Genomic DNA, 22,194 nt, shown 5'->3' on the forward strand with positions numbered 1-22,194 from the left:
TTTCGGCCACACCGCGCTCAGAGGGTGACTACCGAATGTGACCGTCACCGGTGACGATGTACTTGGTGGAGGTCAGCTCGGGAAGCCCCATCGGGCCCCTGGCGTGCAGCTTTTGGGTGGAGATGCCGATCTCGGCGCCGAACCCGAACTGTCCACCGTCCGTGAACCGAGTGGATGCATTCACGGCGACCGTGGTCGAGTCGACCAGCTGGGTGAAGCGGCGTGCGGCGGCCTGCGAGGTGGTGACGATCGCCTCGGTGTGACCGGAGGTCCAGCGGCGGATGTGGGTGACGGCGTCGTCGAGGGAGTCCACGACTCCGGCGGCGATGTCGTAGGACAGGTACTCGGCGGCCCAGTCCTCGTCCGTGACGGGCAGCGCGCTGACCTTGCTGCCCTCGGCGGCGGCGAGGACGTGGGCGTCGCCGTGGACGGTGACGCCCGCCTCGGCGAGCGCGTCGAGCGCGCGCGGCAGGAAGGCGTCGGCGATGTCCCGGTGGACGAGGAGCGTCTCGGCGGAATTGCAGACGGAGGGTCGCTGGGCCTTGGAGTTGATGAGGATGTCCACCGCCATGTCCAGGTCGGCCTGGGCGTCGACGTAGACGTGGCAGTTGCCGGTACCGGTCTCGATGACGGGGACGGTGGATTCCTCGACCACGGTCTTGATGAGGGAGGCGCCGCCGCGCGGGATGAGCACGTCCACGAGGCCGCGGGCGCGCATCAGCTCGCGGACGGACTCGCGGGACTCGCCCGGGACGAGCTGGATCGCGTCGGCGGGCAGGCCGACGCTCTCGATTGCGTCCCGCAGGATGGTGACGAGAGCGGTGTTGGAGGAGTAGGCGGAGGAACTGCCGCGCAGGAGGACCGCGTTCCCGGACTTGAGGCAGAGGGCGGCGGCGTCGACGGTGACGTTGGGGCGGGCCTCGTAGATGATGCCGACGACGCCGAGCGGGACGCGGATCTGGCGGAGGTCGATGCCGTTGGGGAGGGTGTTGCCGCGGACGACCTCGCCGACGGGGTCGGGGAGGGCGGCGACGTCGCGTACGTCGGAGGCGATGGCGGCGACGCGCTCGGAGGTGAGGGTGAGGCGGTCGATGACGGTCTCGCTCGTGCCGGCGGCGCGGGCCCTGTCCGTGTCCACGGCGTTGGCGGCGATGATCTCGACCGTACGCGCCTCCAGCGCGTCCGCGATCGCCAGCAGGGCGATGTCCTTGGCGGACCGCGGGAGCGGGGCGATGGCGGCGGCGGCGGAACGGGACCGCTGCGCGGTGGCGAGGACGGGCGAGGTTGCGGCATCGAGCGAGGTCATGCCGCCCAGGGTAGTCCCCGGTCCGGCCCGGTCCGCCGGGCTTCCACCCCGCGAGACGGTCTCCGGCCGTTGCCCTGGCCGGGCGGGGGTGGGGGCGCTGCGCGGGCTGTTCTCCCCGCCCCGCCCTTTCGCCGTTTCCCGGGCTCTGCCCGGACCCGGTCCTCAATCGCCGGACGGGCTGAAAGATGCCGGCGGGCCGGAGGCGCGGGCCGCGTTCAGTACGGGTGCACGCCTACCGGGTGGGCCGGGGGCGGGCCGTAGCCCTCTGCCACACGCTGGTGGTAGGTCGCGCGGTCGATGACCTCAAGGCCGACGATCTCCCAGGGCGGGAGCTGCGCCGAGGAGCGGTGTTCGCCCCACAGGCGCAGGGCGACGGCCGCCGCGTCGTGGAGGTCACGGGCCTCTTCCCAGTAGCGGATCTCCGCGTGGTCGTCGGCGTAGCGGCTGGTCAGCAGGAAGGGGTGGTCGTGGGCCAGTTGTTCCAGCCCGCGCCGCACCTCGGAGAGCGGGGCCGGCTTGCCGGAGACGCTCAGGGTCACGTGCCACAGGCGCGACGCGTGATCCTGCTCCTCGCCACCACCACCGCCGCCGTCACCGTCCCCCGTGCCGACGCTGGTCAGCGCTCGCCTCACCAGCCGCCTCCTGTCTCCGCCACGCGGGTCCGCCCGCCCTTCACAGTTGACCAGTCCACGGGCCGCCGCGCTGCGCTTTTGGCGAACCTCAGCCCTCCAGCAGGACCAGATCGTCCCGGTGGACGACCTCCCGCTCGTACGCGGGTCCGAGTTCCCGCGCGAGCTCGCGAGTGGAGCGGCCGAGGAGCTGCGGGAGCTCCTTGGCGTCGAAGTTGACCAGGCCCCGGGCGACGGCACGGCCGTCGGCCGCGCGCAGTTCCACCGGGTCCCCCGCGACGAAGTCGCCCTCGACCGCGGCGATGCCGGCCGGGAGGAGCGAGCTGCCGCGTTCGGTGACGGCGCGGACCGCGCCGTCGTCCAGGACGAGGTGCCCCTGGGGGGTCGACGCGTGCTGGAGCCAGAGCAGCCGGTCCGCCGAGCGGCGCCCCGTGGCGTGGAACAGCGTGCCGGTGCCCCGTCCGGCGAGGGCGTCGGCGGCCTGGCTCGCGGAGGTCAGTACCACGGGGATCCCGGCGGCGGCCGCGATCCGGGCGGCCTCGACCTTGGTGACCATGCCGCCGGTGCCGACGCCCGCCTTGCCGGCGCTGCCGATGGAGACGTGTGCGATGTCCTCGGGTCCGCGGACCTCTTCGATGCGCGTGGTGCCGGGCTGGGACGGGTCTCCGTCGTAGAGGCCGTCCACGTCCGAGAGGAGCACGAGGAGGTCGGCCCGGACCAGGTGGGCGACGAGCGCCGCGAGCCGGTCGTTGTCGCCGAACCGGATCTCGTCCGTGGCGACAGTGTCGTTCTCGTTGACGACGGGCAGGGCGCCCATGGCGAGCAGCTGGTCGAGGGTGCGGTAGGCGTTGCGGTAATGGGCGCGGCGGCTGGTGTCGTCGGTGGTGAGGAGCACTTGGCCGACGCGGACGCCGTACCGGGCGAAGGAAGCGGTGTAGCGGGCGACGAGCAGGCCCTGCCCGACGCTCGCGGCCGCCTGCTGCCGGGCCAGGTCCTTCGGGCGCCGGCGCAGGCCGAGCGGCGAGAGTCCGGCGGCGATGGCTCCGCTGGAGACGAGGACGATCTCCTTCTCTCCCCCGCTGCGGGCCTTGGCGAGGACGTCGACCAGCGCGTCCACCCGGTCGGCGTCGAGTCCGCCGGCCGCGGTGGTCAGGGAGGAGGAGCCGACCTTGACCACGATCCTGCGGGCGTCCACGACACCTTGCCTAGCCGCTGACACGTCTGTCCCCTTGCCCCTGTTGCCCAAAATGCCTGCCGTCTCAATCTACGGGGTGGGCGCGCGGGGCTGCTCGGGGGTTTCAGCCCCTGGACGAGGCCCCTGCTCCCACCTGCTGGGCCTCTTCGGCCCGGGCGGCGCCCGGCACGAGGATCTTGCGGGACAGCAGGAAGGTGAAGGGGATGGCCACGACGGCGGCGACCAGCGGGGCGATCCGGGTGTCCATCCCGGCCCAGGTCACCAGGGCGTAGAGGCCGGCGGACTGGATGACGTAGTTGGTGACGTTCGTCAGCGGGAAGAGGAGGAACTTCTTCCAGGTCGGCCGGGTCCGGTAGGTGAAGTAGGTGTTCATGAAGAACGAGCCGATCATCGCCAGGACGAAGGCCAGCGAGTAGGCGGCGAAGTACGGCATCCACGGGTGCAGGAGCAGGTAGATGCCGAAGAAGGTGCCGGTGTTGATCCCGCCCACGAGGGCGAAGCGGAAGATCTGGCCGAGCTGGTCCCTGCGGCTCATCGGGTGCTGCGCTCCACGATCGTCGGCTCCTCGGCCGGGGCGGCCGCCGGCCCGGTCCGCGGCAGCGGCTGCGCGCCGTGCGACTCCTTCACCAGGAAGTGCGGCCTGCGCTTGGTCTCGTAGTAGATACGGCCGATGTACTCCCCGATCAGGCCCAGCATGATCAGCTGTACGCCGCCCAGGCCCGTGATGATGGCCACAAGGGTGACGTATCCGGGGGACTCGACGCCGTTGGTGATCGCCATGATCGTGATCCACAGCGCGTACAGGCCGGTCAGGGCGACCAACGACACGCCGAACCAGATCCCGATCCGCAGCGGCCTGTTGTTGAAGGAGATCAGGCCGTCCATGCCGTAGTTCAGCAGGGAGCCGAACTTCCACTTCGTCTCGCCGGCCTCGCGCTGCGCGTTGCGGTAGTCGAAGTGGACGGTGTCGAAGCCGATCCAGGAGAACAGCCCCTTGGAGAAGCGGTTGTACTCCGGCAGCGACAGCAGGGCGTCCACGGCCGGGCGGGAGAGCATGCGAAAGTCGCCGACGCCGTCGGTGAGCTCCACGTCGACCCAGCGGTTGACGCCGCGGTAGTAGAGGCTGCTGAGGGCGGAGCGGAGTTTTTTGTCACCCTCGCGCGTGCGGCGGGCGATGATCTGGTCGTGGCCCTGCCGGTAGTGCTCCAGCATGGTCGCGATGAGCTCCGGCGGGTGCTGGAGGTCCGCGTCCATGATGACGACGGCGTCGCCGGTGGCCTCGCGCAGGCCGGCGAGCATGCCGGCCTCCTTGCCGAAGTTGCGGCTGAAGGAGACGTACCGGGTCTGGTCGCCGTACTCGGCGGCGATCTTCCGGAGCTTGCCGAGGGTGCCGTCGCGGCTTCCGTCGTCGACGTAGCAGACCTCGTACTCGACGGGGAGGGCGTCCAGAACCCTTCGGATCTCCACGTCGAAGCTGTCGATGACGGCTTCTTCGTTGTAGCAAGGGACAACTACGGACAGCTTCGTCATGAACACTTCCTGCTGGGTCCGAACGGGTGATTGTCGGCGACCGGACCCGCCTCTCACCTCTTCCTTAGAAGTATGCACGGCGAGGGTCGGGCGGGAGTCGGGCTGCCGGAGCCGAGGGCGGCACACGGTAGCTTTGACGAGATAAGCGGAATCGGATTGAGCTCAACGTAACGAAACGAAGGGATCGAGGTGCACGTGCCCGACGTCTCCGTGGTCGTCATCGTCTACAACGACGCAGAGCGTCTGCCGACAGCAGTCCAGTCGGTTCTGGACCAGACCCTGCACAGTGTCGAAGTCGTGATCGTCGACGACTGCAGCAAGGACCGCTCGTACGCGGTCGCCCAGGAACTGGAGTCCACGCATCCGGGGAGAGTGCGCGCCTTCCAGCTGCCGGAGAACAGCGGCGGCTGCGGTGCGCCCCGCAACCACGGCATCCAGCAGGCCACCGGAACGTACGTGATGTTCCTCGACAGCGACGACGTGCTGGAGCGCAACGCCTGCCGGAACATGCTGGACGCCGCCGAGCGGACCGGCTCCGACCTGGTCGCGGGCATGTGCGTACGCGTGCACCTCGACAACAGGTGGGGCAAGACCACCGAGTGGTACCCCTGGATCTACTCCCGCACCCGCACGCTGGAATCGATCACCGAGTTCCCCGACCTGCTGGTCTACGACACCCTCTCCACGAACAAGTGCTACCGGCGCGAGTTCCTGCTGGAGCAGGGCCTGGAGTTCCCGGTCGGCATCCACTACGAGGACCTGCTGTTCTCGGCGCAGGCCTACGTGGCCGCCCGCCGCATCACGCTGATCCCGAACCACGTCTACTTCTGGAACGTGGTCGAGAAGGCTGCGGCCCTGTCGATCAGCAACCGGCGCCACGAGATCGCGAACTTCGTCCATCGGATGGAGATCCACCGCCGCGTCGACCGCCTGCTGGCCGAGAAGGGCCACACGGACATCAAGTCCGCGAAGGACGCCAAGTTCCTCAAGCACGACCTCGTGCTGCACCTGCGCGACCTGCCGCTGCTGAGCGACGAGTACCGCCAGGAGTTCGCCCGCCTCGCCAACGGCTACCTTGCGGGGATCGATCCGGCTGCGTACGAGAACGTCACGTACCTCCAGGCGATCTGCGCCTACCTGCTGGGCAAGGAGGACTGGGACAACCTGCTCCCGGCCGCCGACGCGATGACCAACAAGGGCCGGCTCACCTCCCCGCTCGCCGAGCGCGACGGCCGCGTCTACTGGTGCGCGCAGCACATCGACGGTCCCGACGGCGACGAAGCGCGCCGGATACTGGACGTCACCGAGCAGGCGTTCCACACCACCCCGCTCACCTCCCTCACCCTGGGCAACCGCCTCACCTCCTACGAGGACGACGGCCGGGGCACCGTCACCATGTCCGGCTCCCTCGTGAACCCGCTGGGCCGGATCCCGGCCGACGCGGAGCTGAAGGCGACCCTGGAGTTCCGGGCCCGCCGGCAGATCGGCGTACGGTCCTTCGGCTTCCCCGTGGCAACCGTGCGCCACGCCGGTGACACGATCGAGTGGACCGGCACCGCCGACATCGCGAGCACCGTCCGCCCGCTCGGCATCATCGACGCCGTCTGGGACGTCCGGCTCAAGCTGACCGCCGGCGGCGAGCGGATCACCACCCGCGTCGCGATCGGCGGGGTCGACCTGGAGTCGGCTGCCCGGCTGCGCGTGCGCCCGCGGCTGACCCGGCTGGTATCCGACCGCTTCGGGCCCGAGATGACCAAGAAGGGCAACCTCAGCTACGTGCTGAGCGCCGAGGGCGCCGCCGCCGTCCGCACCCAGTCGCTGATCAACAACGCCATACAGGGCAAGGCGGCCGGCGTGGTCAAGCGGGGCCTGCGCAAGGCACTGCGGGCCCGCCGGAACCTGGGCTCCGGCGAGCAGAAGGTGAAGGTCTACCACGAGATCTTCTCGAAGCTGCCGATCAAGAAGGGCACGGTCGTCTTCGAGAGCCACATGGGCAAGCAGTACAGCGACAGCCCCAAGGCGATCTACGAGGAGATGGTGCGCCAGGGCGCGCCGTTCGAGGCGATCTGGTCGTACGCGGGTGCCAGGCCCACCGGCTTCCCCAAGGAGGCCACCCTGGTCAGGCGCTGGAGCTGGCAGTATCTGCGCGCCCTGGCCCAGGCCGAGTACTGGGTCGACAACCAGGGCTTCCCGCTCGCGCTCGCCAAGCGCCCGGGGACCACGTACATCCAGACCTGGCACGGCTCGGCGCTCAAGCGGATGGGCTTCCACGAGCCCCGGACCAAGGCCCAGGGCCGGGCCGGCCAGGCCCGCTTCCAGGCGGCCGTCGACCGCTTCGACCACTTCCTGATCCGCTCCGAGCACGACACCCGCACCCTCGCCAAGGGCTTCCGGCTGCGCGACGAGGTGCTGCTGCGCACGGGCTACCCGCGCAACGACGCCCTCGTCGAGGCGTACCGGACCGAGGCGGACAGCGGTGAGCGGGTACGCGGACCGCTGGCCGTGGAGCTCGGCATCGACCCGGACAAGAAGGTGCTGCTGTACGCGCCGACCTTCCGGGCGGGCGCGGACGGCGCGGTGGAGGGCTTCACCTTCCCCTTCGACGTGGAGGAGTTCGCGGACCGGCTCGGCGACCGCTTCACGCTGCTGGTGCGGACCCACTACCTCAACAGCGTCTCGCTGCCGCCGTCGGTCGCGGGCCGGGTCGTCGACGTGTCCCGGCACCACGACATCACCCCGCTGCTGGCCCTCGCCGACGGTCTGATCACCGACTACTCGTCCGTGATGTTCGACTACGCGGTCCTGGACCGGCCGATGCTGTTCTTCGCGTACGACTACGAGAAGTACGCCACCGACATCCGCGGCACGTACTTCGACCTGAAGGAGAAGGCCCCGGGCCCGGTGGTGGCCACGGCGGACGAACTCCTGCAGGCGCTCGCCGCCTTCGAGGAGGCCGACGCCAAGTACGCCCAGGCGCGGGAGCGTTTCCTCGCCGAGTTCGGCGAGTACGACCGCGGGGACGCGGCCCGCCAGATCGTAGAGAAGTTCTTCACCAGGAGCGGCAAGTGAGCCAGCAGACCGCCACCCCGGGCGGCCGTGACATCTTCATCGTCTCCAACAACGTCGACGAGATCGGCGGCGTGACCACCTGGTCGCACCAGATGGCCCGGCAGTTCACCGACCGCGGCCACCGCGTGCACATCGTCGGCATCGCCCCGGTCGCCGAGGAGATCCGCCAGAAGCTGCCGCAGGGCCTGCCGTACGAGATGACGACGCTCTACGAGGCCCACCCGCCGTCGGCCCGCCGGCTGCGCGGGATCAAGGGCCGGCTGAACGCGCCCGAGCGGCGCCGCCAGGCGGCCCGGCGGGCGAAGATGCGGGTCAAGGCCGAGCAGCTGAGCGAGCTGCTGCGCGCGGCCCGGCCCGGCGGTGTGGTCATCGTCACCCAGGTCTGGGCGATGGAGTGGGTGGCACTCGCCGACACCAAGGGACTCTCCGTCATCGGGATGAGCCACGAGTCGTTCGAGGCCAGCCAGAAGTCCACCCGCGGGGAGCGGGTACGCCGCTTCTACCCGCAGGTCGACCGGCTGCTGGTGCTGACCGCCGAGGACGCGGACCTGTGGATCCGGGCGGGCATGGAGAACGTCGGCAGCATGCCGAACCCGCTGCCCTTCATGCCCGACTCCCCCGCCCCGCGCACGGAGAAGGTCGTGGCGAGCGTCGGCCGCCTCGCCTTCGAGAAGGGTGTCGACCTGCTGCTCGACACCTGGGCGGACGTCTCACCGCACCACCCCGACTGGACCCTGAGGATCTACGGGGCGGGCGTGGAGGAGGCGACGCTGAAGGCGCACTGCACCTCGCTGGGCCTGGACGACTCCGTGGAGTGGATGGGCAGCACCGACGATGTGCTGGGCGCGCTGCGCGGCGCCTCGGTCTTCGCCCAGGCCTCACGGGCCGAGGGCTTCCCGATCACGCTGCTGGAGGCGATGGCGGCGGGCGTGCCGGCTGCCGCCTTCGACTGCGCACCGGGTGTACGGGAGATCGTCGAGCACGGTGAGGACGGGCTGCTGGCCCGGCTGGGCAACACGATGGAGCTGGCCGGGCACCTGCGCGCGATGATGGCCGACCGCGAGCTGCGCGACCGGCTCGGGGACAACGCCTTCCGTTCCGTGCAGCGTTACTCCAGCGCCGAGATCACCGACCGGTGGGAGGAGCTGTTCTCCTTCCTGGAGCGCTGACCGCGCCCTCCACGGCAGCTACGCCACGGCCCGCCCCGGGAACCTCCGGGGCGGGCCGTGGTGTGCAGTGCGGATCAGGGCTTGTGGACGTCCCGGTGGGCGTCCTTGCGGGCCACCTTGTTGGCCTGCCAGCCCGCCCAGGCGGAGGTGATCATCTCGCGGACGTCGTGCCGGGCCTTCCAGCCGAGCTCGCTGGTGATCCGGTCGGCCGAGGCCACGACCTTCGCCGGGTCGCCGGGGCGGCGCGGGCTGATCACAGGGGCGATGTCGTGCCCGGTGCTCTCGTTCATGAGGGCGACCATCTCGGCGACCGAGACGCCCTCGCCGCGCCCGATGTTGACGGTCAGGTCCCTGTACTCGCCGGCCGCGCCCCACTCGGCGAGCTTGCGGGCGGCCGCCACGTGGGCCTCCGCGAGGTCCTCGACGTGGATGTAGTCGCGGATGCAGGTGCCGTCCGGGGTCGGGTAGTCGTCACCGAAGATCTTGGCGCCCTGGCCGGCGTCGTAACGCTCGAAGACCATCGGAACCAGGTTGAAGACGCCGGTGTCGGCAAGTTCGGGGGTCGCGGCGCCCGCCACGTTGAAGTAGCGCAGGCAGGCGGTGGAGATGCCGTGCGCCCGGCCCGCGGCGCGCACCAGCCACTCGCCGGCCAGCTTGGTCTCGCCGTAGGGGCTCAGCGGCGCGCACGGGGTGTCCTCGGTGACCAGGTCCACGTCGGGCATGCCGTAGACGGAGGCGGAGGAGGAGAAGAGGAAGTTGCGGATGCCCGCGTCGGCCACGGCCTGGAGCAGGACGGCGAGGCCCTGCACGTTCTCGTGGTAGTAGTGCATCGGCTTCTCGACGGACTCGCCGACCTGCTTCTTGCCCGCGAGGTGCACCACGCCGGTGATCTTGTGCTTGCGGATGACCTCGTCCACGACCAGCCGGTCGAGGACGGATCCGACCACCAGCCCGACGCCTTCCGGCACGCGGTCCTCGTTGCCCGTGGAGAGGTCGTCGAGGACGACGACCTCCTCCCCCGCGAGCAGCATCGCGCGGACGACGTGCGCGCCGATGTACCCGGCGCCACCGGTGATCAGAAACGTCATGTGTATCTCCTTGGTCCTGTCCGACTTCGGGATGAGGGGCACGGCCTTCCGCAAGGGCTTCCTGCGGGACCCGCCCCGGGCCGTCAGCCCGCCCCGCGGCCCGCCCGGGCCCGGTGGATGCGGTTGCGTACGAGGTACAGCGCGCCCTCGGCGCCGGGCGCGAGGCGCAGCGCGAGGGCGCCGGCCCCCGTCCGGTAGGGCTGCGCCAGCAGAACACCGTACCGGCTGCTGGGCAGCGCCCGACGGCGAAGCAGTCGGCCCTGGGGGCGCAGGGAGGTGAACACCGAGCTCCCGTCGGTGCACCGCACGCCCACCCCCACGTTCCACGCCTGCATCCTGCGCAGCCCCTGGCGGCGGCCCGTGACGGCCAGATCGGCCAGGCGGAACGGCAGTACGGCGATCCAGCCGCCGCTGCGGTCGGGCTGCAGCGGTACCGGCTGCGCGAGGACCGGGTCGCCGCCCGCCCGGGGCAGGAAGCTCAGCTGGGCGGTGACGGGCCCGGCCTCGGCGAGGCGCCCGTACAGGTCGTGCACGCGGATCCGGACGGCACCGCGGCCGGCCGGTTCGGCGTCGACCGTGACGGGCAGTTCGGCGACCGGCAGCACGGGCAGGTCCGCCAGCTCCACCGGGAGCTCCTCGCTCCACACGGGCGCGCCGGTGGGGCCGGTCGCGTACGGGGGCAGCAGCCGCGGCGGTTCGGCGGCCAGCCGGGTGAGCCGCTCGACGTCGGCGGGCGGGGTCGGCGTGGCGCGCAGCACGGACACGATCCAGCGGGCGTGGGCCGCAGCGGACTCGATGTCGGCCTCGGGGAAGGTGTCGAGGTACTCGCGGGTCAGGGTCCACCAGGCGGCCTGGTACTCGGGGTCGCGGCCGAGCTCGCGCAGGTACATGCGCAGGTCGTACTCCAGGAACTTCACCCGGCAGGCACTGCCCAGCACGGGGGCGGCCTCTTCGAGGATCCCGGCGGCGGTGCGGTGGGCCTCGATGCGGGCGCGCCAGTTCCCGACGTCCTTGCGGTCCAGGGAGATCGACACCTGGGCGGCGCTGCGCCGCACGTGCCAGACGTAGACGAGGTCGCCGGTGACCGCGATGCGGGGAGCCGCGGCGAGCACGCGGGCGGTGAAGACGAAGTCCTCGTAGACGAACCGGCCGTCGGGGAAGCGCAGGCCGTGATCCTGGAGGAAGGAGCGCGCGTACAGCTTGTTGACGCAGAGGGTGTCGCGGACGAGATCGGGCCGGTCCACCGGCCGCTCGATGACATCGCCCGGCGTATGGAGTCCGGGCATCCACGGGACGTCGTGGTGCTGGGGCAGCTCGCGCCGCACCGCCGCTCCGACGGTGACCGGGGCGCCGTGCTCCTCGGCGGTGCGCACCAGGGCGTCGGCCGCTCCCGGTGGCAGGATGTCGTCGCTGTCGAGGAAGAGGACGTAGCGGCCGGATGCGGCCGCGATCCCGTCGTTGCGCGGGGTGCCGCACCCCCCGCTGTTCTCCGTCCGGTGCACCACCTTGAGGCGGGGGTGGACGGCGGCCAGTTCGTCCAGCACCCGCGCGGTGCCGTCGGACGAGGCGTCGTTCACCGCGATGACCTCGGCGACCACCGGACCCTGGGCGAGGGCCGAGGAAACGGCCTCGCCCACGAGCCCGGCGTCGTTGTACGCGATGACCACGACGGAAACCGTGGGGGGGTTGCTGCTGTTCACCCGGAAGATCCTAGGCGACCGATGTAAAGGCGCCTTCAAACCTTCCGGGCACACGTCCCTCGGGAGGGGCTCAGAACGGCCGGAATTCGTCGTACTCCTGCTGCGCCGAGTCCCCGCGCTTGGCGTCCTTCTCCTTGCGGCGCGTGGTGGCCGGGCGCGGAGCCTCCAGACGGTGGTCCTCGCCGCGGCGGCCCAGCATCTCGGCACCGGCCATCATGGTCGGCTCCCAGTCGAAGACGACCGCGTTCTCGTCGGAGCCGATGGCCACGCCGTCACCGGCGCGGGCGCCGGCCTTCTTGAGCGCCTCCTCGACGCCGAGGCGGTTGAGGCGGTCGGCCAGGTAGCCGACGGCCTCGTCGTTGTTGAAGTCGGTCTGGCGGACCCAGCGCTCCGGCTTCTCGCCGCGCACCTTGTAGACGTCCTCGACCTCGTCGTAGGTGACGGTGAAGCCGGCGTCGTCCACGGCCTTCGGACGGATGACGATGCGGGTCGCCTCCTCCTTCGGCTTGCGGGCGCGGGCCTTGGCGATGACCTCGGCGAGGAAGTAGGAGAGCTCCTTCAGACCGGTACGGGCGACCGCGGAGACCTCGAAGACCTTGTAGCCGCGGGCCTCCAGGTCCGGGCGGACCATGTCGGCGAGCTCCTGGCCGTCCGGGATGTCGACCTTGTTGAGGACGACGAGGCGCGGACGCTTCTCCAGGCCGCCGCCGTAGAGCCTCAGCTCCTCCTCGATGACGTCGAGGTCGGCGATCGGGTCGCGGTCGGACTCCAGCGTGGCGGTGTCCAGGACGTGCACCAGCACCGAGCAGCGCTCGACGTGGCGCAGGAACTCCAGGCCCAGGCCACGGCCCTGGCTGGCGCCGGGGATCAGGCCCGGGACGTCCGCGATCGTGTAGACCGTGGAGCCGGCGGTGACGACGCCCAGGTTCGGGACGAGGGTGGTGAACGGGTAGTCCGCGATCTTCGGCTTGGCCGAGGAGAGCACCGAGATCAGCGAGGACTTGCCGGCGCTCGGGAAGCCGACTAGCGCCACGTCGGCGACGGTCTTGAGCTCCAGGACGACGTCGCCGGTGGTGCCGGGGACGCCGAGGAGCGCGAAGCCGGGGGCCTTGCGGCGGGCGGAGGAGAGCGCGGCATTGCCGAGGCCGCCGCGGCCGCCCTCGGCGGCGACGTAGGTGGTGCCCTGGCCGACGAGGTCGGCGAGGACGTTGCCCTCCTTGTCGAGGACGACGGTGCCGTCCGGTACGGGCAGGACCAGGTCCTGGCCGTCCTTGCCGGAGCGGTTGCCGCCCTCGCCGGGCTTGCCGTTGGTGGCCTTGCGGTGGGGGCTGTGGTGGTAGTCCAGCAGGGTCGTGATCGCCTGCTCCACCACCAGGATGACGTCGCCGCCACGGCCGCCGTTGCCGCCGTCGGGGCCGCCGAGCGGCTTGAACTTCTCCCGGTGAACGGAGGCGCAGCCGTGGCCCCCGTTACCCGCGGCGACGTGCAGCTCGACGCGGTCCACGAAGGTGGTCATGGGTGTTCCTCCAGATACATACGGGAATGTCCCGGGCAGGCCTTGCTGCCCATTAAAACGTGGTCTGTATGACAACGCGCCGAGGGCGGACCTCTCTTCCCGGCTTGCGCCGGAAAGAGCTGAGATCCGCCCTCGGGAAGTTACGAACGCTCGATCAGCCGAAGCTGGATCAGGCGGCCGGAACGATGTTGACGACCTTGCGGCCACGGTGCGTGCCGAACTGGACCGAACCGGCCAGCAGCGCGAACAGCGTGTCGTCGCCACCACGACCGACACCCGAACCCGGGTGGAAGTGGGTGCCGCGCTGGCGGACGAGGATCTCACCAGCGGAAACGACCTGACCGCCGAAGCGCTTCACGCCGAGCCGCTGGGCATTGGAGTCGCGCCCGTTCCGGGTGGACGATGCGCCCTTCTTGTGTGCCATGTCTCAGTCCCTCTTACTTCGCAGCCGCGGGGATACCGGTGACCTTGATCGCCGTGTACTGCTGGCGGTGACCCTGGCGACGGCGGTAGCCGGTCTTGTTCTTGTAGCGCAGGATGTCGATCTTGGCGCCCTTGTGGTGGTCCACAATCTCGGCCGTGACCTTGATACCGGCCAGGACCCACGGGTCGCTGGTCACGGCTTCGCCGTCGACAACGAGCAGGGTCGAGAGCTCGACCGTGTCGCCAACCTTGGCAGTGGAAATCTTGTCAACCTCAACGATGTCACCAACAGCAACCTTGTGCTGGCGACCACCGCTGCGCACGATGGCGTACACGCGGATCTCTCTCTCACTCGGGACGGATGCTCCTGAAGCCAGCCGCTCAGACGGAACCCGCCTCAAGGACGGGACCACGCTGATCCGGATTGGACGAGCGGCCTCTCTCGCACGACGCTTGCGCGTACGGCGTGAGGAAGGTGCTCAGGAGCGCGGCGCGCGCTAAAACACGCCGACGGTCTAGGTTACGGGGCCGGTCCCGTAGGAGCAAACCGGGCCCCGCACGGCCGTGGGCCCCGCCGTTCGGCGGGGCCCACGGCCGCTGTGTCACTCAGCGGTGAATCAGGCCTCGGTCGGAGCCGAGACGGAGGGCAGCGTCTGCTGCTCCGCCGCCGCGGTCTTCTTCGTCGTCCGCTTCGCCGCGGTCTTCTTGGTCGTGGCCGCCTTCTTGGCCACGGTCTTCTTGGCGGCCGCCGCCTTCTTGGCCGGAGCCTTCTTCGCGGCGGGCGCCTTCTTGGCCGCAGCCTTCCTGGCGGTCTTCTTGGCCGGTGCGGCCTCCTCGACCGGTGCGGCCTCCTCGGCCGGCGTCTCGGCCTCGGTCGCCGGGGCCTCCACGACCACCACGGCGGCCTCCGCCGACCCGGCCGGGGAACCGGCGGGTGCGGTGGCCTTGCGGGTGGCACGGCGGCGCGGACGGGCCGGAGCGGCCTCCGCGACGGGGGCCTCCTCGACCTCGGCGACGGCGACGGGCTCGGGCTCGACGACCGGCTCCGGCTCCGGCACGACGACCGGCTCCGGCTCCGGGGCCACCTCGACCGCGGGCGCCGGGGCGCCGGCCGGGGCAGTGGCCTTACGGGTCGCCCGGCGACGGGTACGGCCCTTCGGCGCGGCTTCCTCGGTCACCGCTTCGGCCACGACCTCCGCGACGACCTCCGAGGCCTCCACGGCTTCGGAGACGACCTCGGCGGCCGGCTCCAGCACCGTGTCGGCGGGCTCGATCACCGGCTCGGCCTCGACCACGGGGGCCGGGGCCTGCGCCGGAGCGACCGCACCGCGCGGGGCACCCGCCGGAGCGGTGGCCTTGCGGGTGGCACGGCGCCGGTTGCGGCGGCCGCTGATGCCCGCGGCGGCCTCGGCCTCGGCCGGGCTGCTGTAGAGCTCCTCGTCCGCGACGAACTCCGGCTCGGGCAGGGCCCGCGGCGCGGCGGCCTCGGCGGCCACCTCGGCCTCGGACTCGAAGCCCTCCGTGTCGACGGTCTCGACCTCGTGGTCGTGCTGGTCGAAGTCGGCGCGGCCACCGCGGCGCTTGGAGCGCTTGCCGTTGCCACCGCCGCCGACCGCGGTCGGGGTCTCCATGTGCACGATGACACCGCGGCCGTTGCAGTGGACGCAGGTCTCGGAGAAGGACTCCAGCAGACCCTGGCCCACCCGCTTGCGGGTCATCTGGACCAGGCCCAGCGAGGTGACCTCGGCCACCTGGTGCTTCGTACGGTCGCGGCCCAGGCACTCCAGCATGCGCCGCAGGACCAGGTCGCGGTTGGACTCCAGGACCATGTCGATGAAGTCGATGACGACGATGCCGCCCAGGTCGCGCAGCCGCAGCTGGCGCACGATCTCCTCGGCCGCCTCCAGGTTGTTCCTGGTGACGGTCTCCTCGAGGTTGCCGCCCTGACCGGTGAACTTGCCGGTGTTGACGTCGATGACGATCATCGCCTCGGTCTTGTCGATCACAAGCGAGCCGCCCGAGGGCAGCCACACCTTGCGGTCGAGCGCCTTGGCGAGCTGCTCGTCGATCCGGTACGTCGCGAAGACGTCGACCTCGGAGGTCCAGCGGGACAGCCGGTCGGCCAGGTCCGGGGCCACGTGGTTCACGTAGCCGTGGATGGTCTCCCAGGCGCCGTCACCGCTGACGATGACCTTCGAGAAGTCCTCGTTGAAGATGTCGCGCACGACGCGGACGGTCATGTCCGGCTCGCCGTACAGCAGGCTCGGCGAAGAGGTCGAGATCTGCTTCGACTTCTTCTGGATGTCCTCCCACTGGGCCTGCAGACGCTCGACGTCGCGGCGCAGCTCGTCCTCGCTCGCGCCCTCGGCGGCGGTGCGCACGATGACGCCCGCGTCCTCGGGGACGATCTTCTTGAGGATGGTCTTCAGACGCGCGCGCTCGGTGTCGGGCAGCTTGCGGCTGATGCCGGTCATCGAGCCCTCGGGCACGTAGACCAGGTAGCGGCCGGGCAGCGAGACCTGGCTGGTCAGGCGGGCGCCCTTGTGGCCGATCGGGTCCTTGGTGACCTGCACCAGGACCGACTGGCCGGACTTGAGGGCGGACTCGATGCGGCGCGGCCCGTTGGCCATGCCGAGCGCCTCGAAGTTGACCTCACCGGCGTACAGGACGGCGTTGCGGCCCTTGCCGATGTCGATGAAGGCGGCCTCCATCGACGGCAGCACGTTCTGGACCTTGCCCAGGTAGACGTTGCCGACGTACGACGTGGCCTCTTCCTTGTTGACGTAGTGCTCGACGAGCACGTTGTCCTCAAGGACGCCGATCTGGGTGCGCTCGCCGGCCTGGCGGACGACCATCACGCGCTCGACGGCCTCACGGCGGGCCAGGAACTCGGCCTCGGTGATGATCGGGACGCGGCGGCGGCCCTGCTCGCGGCCCTCGCGGCGGCGCTGCTTCTTCGCCTCCAGGCGGGTCGAGCCCTTGATGGACTGGACCTCGTCGGCGCTCGAACCGGGTTCGGCCTTCTCGCGCGCCGGGCGCGGCTCGCGGACCTTGACGACGGTACGGACGCCGTCCTCGTCGCCCGCTTCGGCAGCCTCGGAAGAGCTCTCGCCACTGCGGCGGCGACGACGACGACGACGGCGGCTGGAGCTGGAGCCGAGGGCCTCTTCGGCGTCCTCGTCCTCTTCCTCCTCGCCCTCCTGATCGGCGGCGTCGCGCTCGGCGGTCTCGGTCTCCTCCTCGGCGGACTCGTCGAGGTCGGCGGCCTCACCGCGGCGGCGACGACGGCCTCCGCGACGGCGACGGCGCGACGGGCGCTCGCCCGACTCGTCGCCCTCGTCGAACTCCTCGTCGAGCTCGGCGGCCTCGGCCTCCGGCTCCTCCTCCGCGAGCACCTCGGGAAGGGAGACGGGAGCGGTCTCGGCGACCGGAGCGGCCTCGGCGGCGCCGCGACCACGGCGACGGCGGCGGCCGGCGGGCTGCGCGGCCGGGGCCTCGGTCTCGGCGGTGACCTCGGTGAGCTCCTCCTCTTCGACCTCCTCGGCCGGGGCGGCGGCGCGGGCGGCCGCGGCGGCCATGGCGGCGGTCTCCGGGGTCTGGAACATCGGCTCGGCGAAGACCGGGGCCTGGAAGACGGCCACGGCGGGACGCGCGGCACGGCGGGCGCGGGCCGGGGCGGCGGGCGCCTCGGCCTCGGCGGCCGCGGCGGGCTGCGCGGGGGCGGCCGGTGCGGTGGTGGAGCGGGTGGCGCGGCGGCGGCCGCCGCGCTTCGGGGAGTCCAGGGCGTCGGCCACGGTGAACGTGCGGGCGGTGGCCTTGGGGGCCTCCTCGACGACCGGCTCGGCCTCGGCGGCCGGGGTCTCGACCACAGCAGCGGCCTCGGCAGCCGGAGCCGCAACGGCGCGAGTGGCGCGACGACGGGCACGCGGAGCCGGAGCAGCCGCAGCCTCCTCCACGACCGGCGCGGGCTCGGCCTCGGCGGCCGGGGCCTCGACCACAGCAGCAGCCTCGGCAGCCGGAGCCGCAACGGCCCGAGTGGCGCGACGACGGGCACGCGGAGCCGGAGCAGCCGCAGCCTCCTCGACAACCGGCGCGGGCTCGGCCTCGGCGGCCGGGGCCTCGACCACAGCAGCAGCCTCGGCAGCCGGAGCCGCAACGGCCCGAGTGGCGCGACGACGGGCACGCGGAGCCGGAGCAGCCGCGGCCTCCTCCACGACCGGCGCGGGCTCGGCCTCGGCGACCGGGGCCTCCGGGGCGGCCACGGCGCGGGTGGCACGGCGGCGGGTACGCGGAGCCGGAGCGGCCGGAGCCTCCTCGGCGACCGGCGCGGGCTCGGCGGCCGGGGTCTCGACGACGGCCTCGGCAGCCGGGGTCACCGGAGCGGCCACGGCGCGGGTCGCGCGGCGGCGGGGACGAGCGGGGGCGGCTGCCGGAGCGGCCTCTTCGGCGGGGGCGGCCGGTGCGGCCTCCGTCACCGGGGCGGTCTCCGCGACGGCCCCACCGGGCGGACCGGCGGGCCGGGAAGCGGCACGGCGGCGACGGCGCGGCGGCAGGTTGTCGCTGGGGCTGCCGTTGTCGGCGCTGCCGGCAGGGGTGGTGTCATTTTCGTTGTTGAGCATTGCGGGCGGTTCTCCCGTCACGCTCCCGGGCGCCGCGGCTGACTTCCGGTCCGGCACGGCTCCGCGTAATGAGCGCGGAACCGGCCTCCGGGGCGCGTTCGCCACACGGGAGCTGTAGTCCATGGCCGCCGGTTCCGTACGTGTTGTCCGTACGGCCTGGCGGAAGTCTTCAGGTCAGTGCGCGGCCCGACCCAGGTGGCTCCCGAGTACCAGGGCTGCGCGACGACGACGATCCCTACGCGGCGGGACCTTCCGGCGCCTTCGCGTCGGCTGCTACGGCGGCCGTGGGTGGGGCGGCCGTGTCAGCCTCGCGGTCGGGCGCGAGCGGGTCGGTCACCGTGCCGGACTCCTCGTCGAAGAGCCCCTGCGCCAGCCTGGTCACCGCAGAGGGGACCGGCGGCGCCAGGTCGGCCACAGCTCGGAGACCGGACAGGACGTCGTCGGGTCGCACGGCAGGTGTCAGATGCCGAACAACCAGGCGCAGTATCGCACAAGCATTGTCCAGCGGCCTATCAGCCGGGGCGGGAAGGGCTTCCAGGCTGACGACCGCGCCACGCGTGTCGAAGGTCCGCATGCCGTTCTTGGTCCGGCGCTGCACCTCCACGGTTTCGGCGGCGAGGAACGCCGTCACGGCCCGCTCGGCCTCCGTGGGCTCCACGCCGTCCAGGCGCAGCTCCCACACGGAGGCGGTCAGCCGGTCGGCGAGGCCCGAGGTGCGGGCCTCGACGGCGTCGATGATGTCGAGCCCGGTCGGCATCGACTCGTCGAGCAGCTCACGGAGCTTCTCGGGGTCGCGGGGCTCGGCGAGGGCGATCTCCAGGTACTCCGCCTCGCTGCCGGTCCCGGTCGGGGCGGCGTTCGCGTACGAGACGCGCGGGTGCGGGGTGAAGCCTGCCGAGTACGCCATGGGCACCTCGGCGCGGCGCAGGGCCCGCTCGAAGGCGCGCTGGAAGTCGCGGTGACTGGTGAACCGGAGGCGGCCGCGCTTGGTGTAGCGCAGTCGGATGCGCTGCACCACCGGTGCGGGAGGCGGGCCTTCGGGCTGTCGCTTGCCCAGTGGTTCTTCTCCTTGTGCGGGGCTCCGCGGCTCGCGCGTCGCCCTGAGCGTCTGTGGGGCCGGCGGGCGCCGCCCTGCTTCCGGCTCACCCCTGCCGTTCGTGGAGGGAGATCTCGGGAGCGGGCGTGTTGCCTGCGGCTGTCGTACTACCCAGAGTACGCGCCCGTGACCTCGTCGGTTCCACGGGAGGAGTACCGAACAGTGCGCGGCGGACCTCGGCGCGGACCTCCCGGACGGTGTCGCGGACCGGCCGCCACACCGCGCGCACGAGATGTCCGGCCGGTGTCAGGACGTACCGGTACACCTGCGCGGCCGGCCATCCGATCAGTACCCGGCCGCTCCACTTCACGGCCCGCCACAGCGCTCCGGTGATGAGCCCGGCCACGTGCCAGGCCCGGGCGAGGGCCTTGCCGAGCGGGGTGAGGACGTACCGGTGGAGCGGCAGGAGCAGGTACCGGTGGATCGCCTCGGCCAGCCATATCAGGGCCCGCCCGGCCGGAACGAGGACGTACCGCCAGGTCACGAGGGCCAGCGGGCGCAGGACGTACACGTACAGCACCCGCCCGATCGGAGCGAGGAGGCGGGCGTAGAGCCACGAGCCCACCGGGCGCAGGACGTAGCGCCACAGTCCGACCCAGGGCCAGACGAAAACGACCTTGACCAGCGTGGTCACCAGCCACCCCAGGGCGCGCAGCACCGGTTCCACGAGGTGGGTCAGCACGGGCTTGAGCACGTAGCGGTGGAGCAGCCGCCCGAGGGCGGTGAGCAGGTCCCAGACCACCCGTACGGGCAGTACGACCAGCAGCGCCACGATCTTCACGGGGATCCGGAGGGCCCCGACCAGGCAGCCCTCACCTCCGGGGGCGGGCTGCGACGTCTCGGTGTTCATGGGACACAGGACGCAGGAAGGGCCCCCGACCGTTGCAGTCGGGGGCCCTTCACCTGCGGATCAGCGGATGGAACCGGTCACTTCACGACGGACAGCGGCAGCAGCTTCTTGCCGGTCGGGCCGATCTGGATCTCGGTCTGCATCTGGGGACAGACGCCGCAGTCGAAGCAGGGGGTCCAGCGGCAGTCGTCGACCTCGGTCTCGTCGAGGGCGTCCTGCCAGTCCTCCCAGAGCCAGTCCTTGTCGAGGCCGGAGTCCAGGTGGTCCCAGGGCAGGACCTCTTCGTAGGTGCGCTCGCGGGTCGTGTACCAGGCCACGTCCACGCCGTAGGCGGGCAGCGTCTTCTCGGCCGCCTCCATCCAGCGGTCGTAGCTGAAGTGCTCGCGCCAGCCGTCGAAGCGGCCGCCCGACTCGTACACGGCGCGGATGACGTCGCCGATGCGGCGGTCACCGCGCGAGAGGAGGCCCTCGACGATGCCCGGCTTGCCGTCGTGGTAGCGGAAGCCGATGGAGCGGCCGTACTTCTTGTCGCCGCGGATCTTGTCGCGGAGCTTGCCCAGGCGGGCGTCCGTCTCCTCGGCCGACAGCTGCGGGGCCCACTGGAAGGGGGTGTGCGGCTTCGGCACGAATCCGCCGATGGACACCGTGCAGCGGATGTCGTTCTGGCCGGAGACCTCACGTCCCTTGGCGATGACGTTGACCGCCATGTCGCCGATCTGCAGGACGTCCTCGTCGGTCTCGGTGGGCAGGCCGCACATGAAGTACAGCTTCACCTGGCGCCAGCCGTTGCCGTAGGCGGTGGAGACGGTCCGGATCAGGTCCTCTTCGGAGACCATCTTGTTGATGACCTTGCGCATGCGCTCGGAGCCGCCCTCGGGGGCGAAGGTCAGGCCGGAGCGGCGTCCGTTGCGGGTCAGCTCGTTGGCCAGGTCCACGTTGAACGCGTCCACACGGGTCGACGGGAGGGACAGGCCCACCTTGTCGTCCGTGTAGCGGTCGGCGAGGCCCTTGGCGATGTCGGCGATCTCCGTGTGGTCCGCGGAGGACAGGGAGAGGAGACCGACCTCCTCGAAGCCGGTGGCCTTCAGGCCCTTCTCCACCATTTCGCCGATGCCGGTGATGCTTCGCTCCCGCACGGGGCGCGTGATCATGCCGGCCTGGCAGAAACGGCAGCCGCGGGTGCAGCCGCGGAAGATCTCCACGGACATGCGCTCGTGGACGGTCTCGGCGAGCGGGACCAGGGGCTGCTTGGGGTAGGGCCACTCGTCGAGGTCCATGACCGTGTGCTTGGACACGCGCCACGGCACGCCGGAGCGGTTGGGCACGACACGGCCGATGCGGCCGTCCGGCAGGTACTCGACGTCGTAGAAGCCCGGCACGTAGACGTTGCCGGTCTTCGCCAGGCGCAGCAGTACTTCCTCGCGCCCGCCCGGCCGCCCCTCGGCCTTCCAGGTGCGGATGATCTCGGTCATGTCGAGGACGGCCTGCTCGCCGTCGCCGATGACCGCGCAGTCGATGAACTCCGCGATCGGCTCGGGGTTGAAGGCCGCGTGGCCGCCCGCGAGGACGATCGGGTGGTCGACGGTGCGGTTGCGGGCCTCCAGGGGGATGCCGGCGAGGTCCAGGGCCGTGAGCATGTTGGTGTAGCCCAGCTCCGTGGAGAAGGACAGGCCGAACACGTCGAAGGCGGAGACCGGGCGGTGGCTGTCCACGGTGAACTGCGGCACCTTGTGCTCGCGCATCAGTTCTTCGAGGTCCGGCCACACGCTGTAGGTGCGCTCGGCGAGGACGCCCTCGCGCTCGTTGAGCACCTCGTAAAGGATCATGACGCCCTGGTTGGGCAGCCCGACTTCGTACGCGTCCGGGTACATGAGCGCCCAGCGGACGTCGCAGCTGTCCCACTCCTTGACCGTGGAGTTGAGTTCACCGCCGACGTACTGGATGGGCTTCTGCACATGCGGAAGCAGGGCCTCAAGCTGAGGGAAGACCGACTCGGTCATCACG

The 22,194-nt window shown here is 71.3% G+C and carries 16 protein-coding genes; 2 read left to right on the plus strand and 14 right to left on the minus strand.

Going from position 1 to position 22,194, the window contains the following annotated elements; all coding sequences use genetic code 11:
* Positions 1–28 precede the first annotated feature (28 nt).
* From IE257_RS03170 to IE257_RS03190, 5 genes are all read right to left on the minus strand, one after another.
* The gene (locus IE257_RS03170) at positions 29–1,306 is read right to left on the minus strand and encodes a glutamate-5-semialdehyde dehydrogenase (RefSeq protein ID WP_189964272.1); all 1,278 of its coding nucleotides are present in this window, start codon (positions 1,304–1,306) and stop codon (positions 29–31) included.
* A 215-nt stretch (positions 1,307–1,521) separates the two neighbouring features.
* A complete protein-coding gene (locus IE257_RS03175; protein WP_229920077.1) occupies positions 1,522–1,938 on the minus strand; it encodes a DUF8830 family protein in 417 nt (138 codons plus the stop codon).
* An 88-nt stretch (positions 1,939–2,026) separates the two neighbouring features.
* Complete coding sequence (proB, locus tag IE257_RS03180; RefSeq protein WP_189964274.1) at positions 2,027–3,154, minus strand: glutamate 5-kinase; 1,128 nt, start codon at positions 3,152–3,154, stop codon at positions 2,027–2,029.
* A 79-nt stretch (positions 3,155–3,233) separates the two neighbouring features.
* Positions 3,234–3,665, minus strand: a complete 432-nt coding sequence (locus IE257_RS03185) for a GtrA family protein (RefSeq protein ID WP_189964277.1) — start codon at positions 3,663–3,665, stop codon at positions 3,234–3,236.
* Complete coding sequence (locus tag IE257_RS03190; protein WP_189964279.1) at positions 3,662–4,660, minus strand: glycosyltransferase family 2 protein; 999 nt, start codon at positions 4,658–4,660, stop codon at positions 3,662–3,664. The genes IE257_RS03185 and IE257_RS03190 overlap by 4 nt, the downstream gene beginning before the upstream one ends.
* Positions 4,661–4,849: 189 nt before the next feature.
* Between IE257_RS03190 and IE257_RS03195 the strand changes: the two genes are divergently transcribed.
* Together IE257_RS03195 and IE257_RS03200 are read left to right on the plus strand one after the other, a co-directional pair.
* A complete protein-coding gene (locus IE257_RS03195) occupies positions 4,850–7,729 on the plus strand; it encodes a bifunctional glycosyltransferase/CDP-glycerol:glycerophosphate glycerophosphotransferase (RefSeq protein WP_189964281.1) in 2,880 nt (959 codons plus the stop codon).
* Complete coding sequence (locus IE257_RS03200) at positions 7,726–8,898, plus strand: glycosyltransferase (protein WP_189964284.1); 1,173 nt, start codon at positions 7,726–7,728, stop codon at positions 8,896–8,898. Before IE257_RS03195 ends, IE257_RS03200 begins: the two co-directional genes overlap by 4 nt.
* Before the next feature lie 74 nt (positions 8,899–8,972).
* On the opposite strand, the gene galE is transcribed toward IE257_RS03200, so the two are convergent.
* The 9 genes from galE to IE257_RS03245 all read right to left on the minus strand — a co-directional run bounded on the left by galE (position 8,973) and on the right by IE257_RS03245 (position 22,193).
* Complete coding sequence (gene galE / locus IE257_RS03205; protein ID WP_189964286.1) at positions 8,973–9,986, minus strand: UDP-glucose 4-epimerase GalE; 1,014 nt, start codon at positions 9,984–9,986, stop codon at positions 8,973–8,975.
* Between the two features lie 83 nt (positions 9,987–10,069).
* Positions 10,070–11,686: a glycosyltransferase family 2 protein gene (locus IE257_RS03210; protein ID WP_189964288.1), complete on the minus strand. Its 1,617-nt coding sequence runs from the start codon at positions 11,684–11,686 to the stop codon at positions 10,070–10,072.
* Positions 11,687–11,756: 70 nt separating this feature from the next.
* On the minus strand, positions 11,757–13,202 hold the full coding sequence (gene obgE / locus IE257_RS03215) for a GTPase ObgE (protein ID WP_189964291.1): 1,446 nt from the start codon (positions 13,200–13,202) through the stop codon (positions 11,757–11,759).
* A gap of 169 nt (positions 13,203–13,371) precedes the next feature.
* A complete protein-coding gene (gene rpmA / locus IE257_RS03220) occupies positions 13,372–13,626 on the minus strand; it encodes a 50S ribosomal protein L27 (protein WP_112446573.1) in 255 nt (84 codons plus the stop codon).
* 13 nt (positions 13,627–13,639) lie between these two features.
* The gene (gene rplU / locus IE257_RS03225) at positions 13,640–13,960 is read right to left on the minus strand and encodes a 50S ribosomal protein L21 (protein WP_030384677.1); all 321 of its coding nucleotides are present in this window, start codon (positions 13,958–13,960) and stop codon (positions 13,640–13,642) included.
* A 282-nt stretch (positions 13,961–14,242) separates the two neighbouring features.
* Positions 14,243–18,244, minus strand: coding sequence for an Rne/Rng family ribonuclease (locus IE257_RS03230; protein WP_189964294.1), 4,002 nt, complete (start codon positions 18,242–18,244; stop codon positions 14,243–14,245).
* Positions 18,245–18,479: 235 nt separating this feature from the next.
* A complete protein-coding gene (locus IE257_RS03235) occupies positions 18,480–19,259 on the minus strand; it encodes a TIGR03936 family radical SAM-associated protein (RefSeq protein ID WP_189964787.1) in 780 nt (259 codons plus the stop codon).
* A 127-nt stretch (positions 19,260–19,386) separates the two neighbouring features.
* Positions 19,387–20,190 carry a hypothetical protein gene (locus IE257_RS03240; RefSeq protein WP_189964296.1) on the minus strand — a complete coding sequence of 268 codons (804 nt, stop codon included), beginning with the start codon at positions 20,188–20,190 and terminating at the stop codon, positions 19,387–19,389.
* 77 nt (positions 20,191–20,267) lie between these two features.
* Positions 20,268–22,193: a TIGR03960 family B12-binding radical SAM protein gene (locus IE257_RS03245; RefSeq protein ID WP_189964326.1), complete on the minus strand. Its 1,926-nt coding sequence runs from the start codon at positions 22,191–22,193 to the stop codon at positions 20,268–20,270.
* Position 22,194: the final 1 nt, after the last annotated feature.

Origin of the sequence: Streptomyces avidinii (genome assembly GCF_014650695.1) — a bacterium.
GTDB classification, from domain to species: Bacteria; Actinomycetota; Actinomycetes; order Streptomycetales; family Streptomycetaceae; genus Streptomyces; species Streptomyces avidinii.

Coding starts and splice junctions, on each gene's coding strand:
- IE257_RS03170 (WP_189964272.1), bottom strand. CDS start 1,306: ATGACCTCGCTCGATGCCGCAACCTCGCCCGTCCTCGCCACCGCGCAG.
- IE257_RS03185 (WP_189964277.1), bottom strand. CDS start 3,665: ATGAGCCGCAGGGACCAGCTCGGCCAGATCTTCCGCTTCGCCCTCGTG.
- IE257_RS03190 (WP_189964279.1), bottom strand. CDS start 4,660: ATGACGAAGCTGTCCGTAGTTGTCCCTTGCTACAACGAAGAAGCCGTC.
- galE (WP_189964286.1), bottom strand. CDS start 9,986: ATGACGTTTCTGATCACCGGTGGCGCCGGGTACATCGGCGCGCACGTC.
- obgE (WP_189964291.1), bottom strand. CDS start 13,202: ATGACCACCTTCGTGGACCGCGTCGAGCTGCACGTCGCCGCGGGTAAC.
- rpmA (WP_112446573.1), bottom strand. CDS start 13,626: ATGGCACACAAGAAGGGCGCATCGTCCACCCGGAACGGGCGCGACTCC.
- IE257_RS03230 (WP_189964294.1), bottom strand. CDS start 18,244: ATGCTCAACAACGAAAATGACACCACCCCTGCCGGCAGCGCCGACAAC.
- IE257_RS03240 (WP_189964296.1), bottom strand. CDS start 20,190: ATGAACACCGAGACGTCGCAGCCCGCCCCCGGAGGTGAGGGCTGCCTG.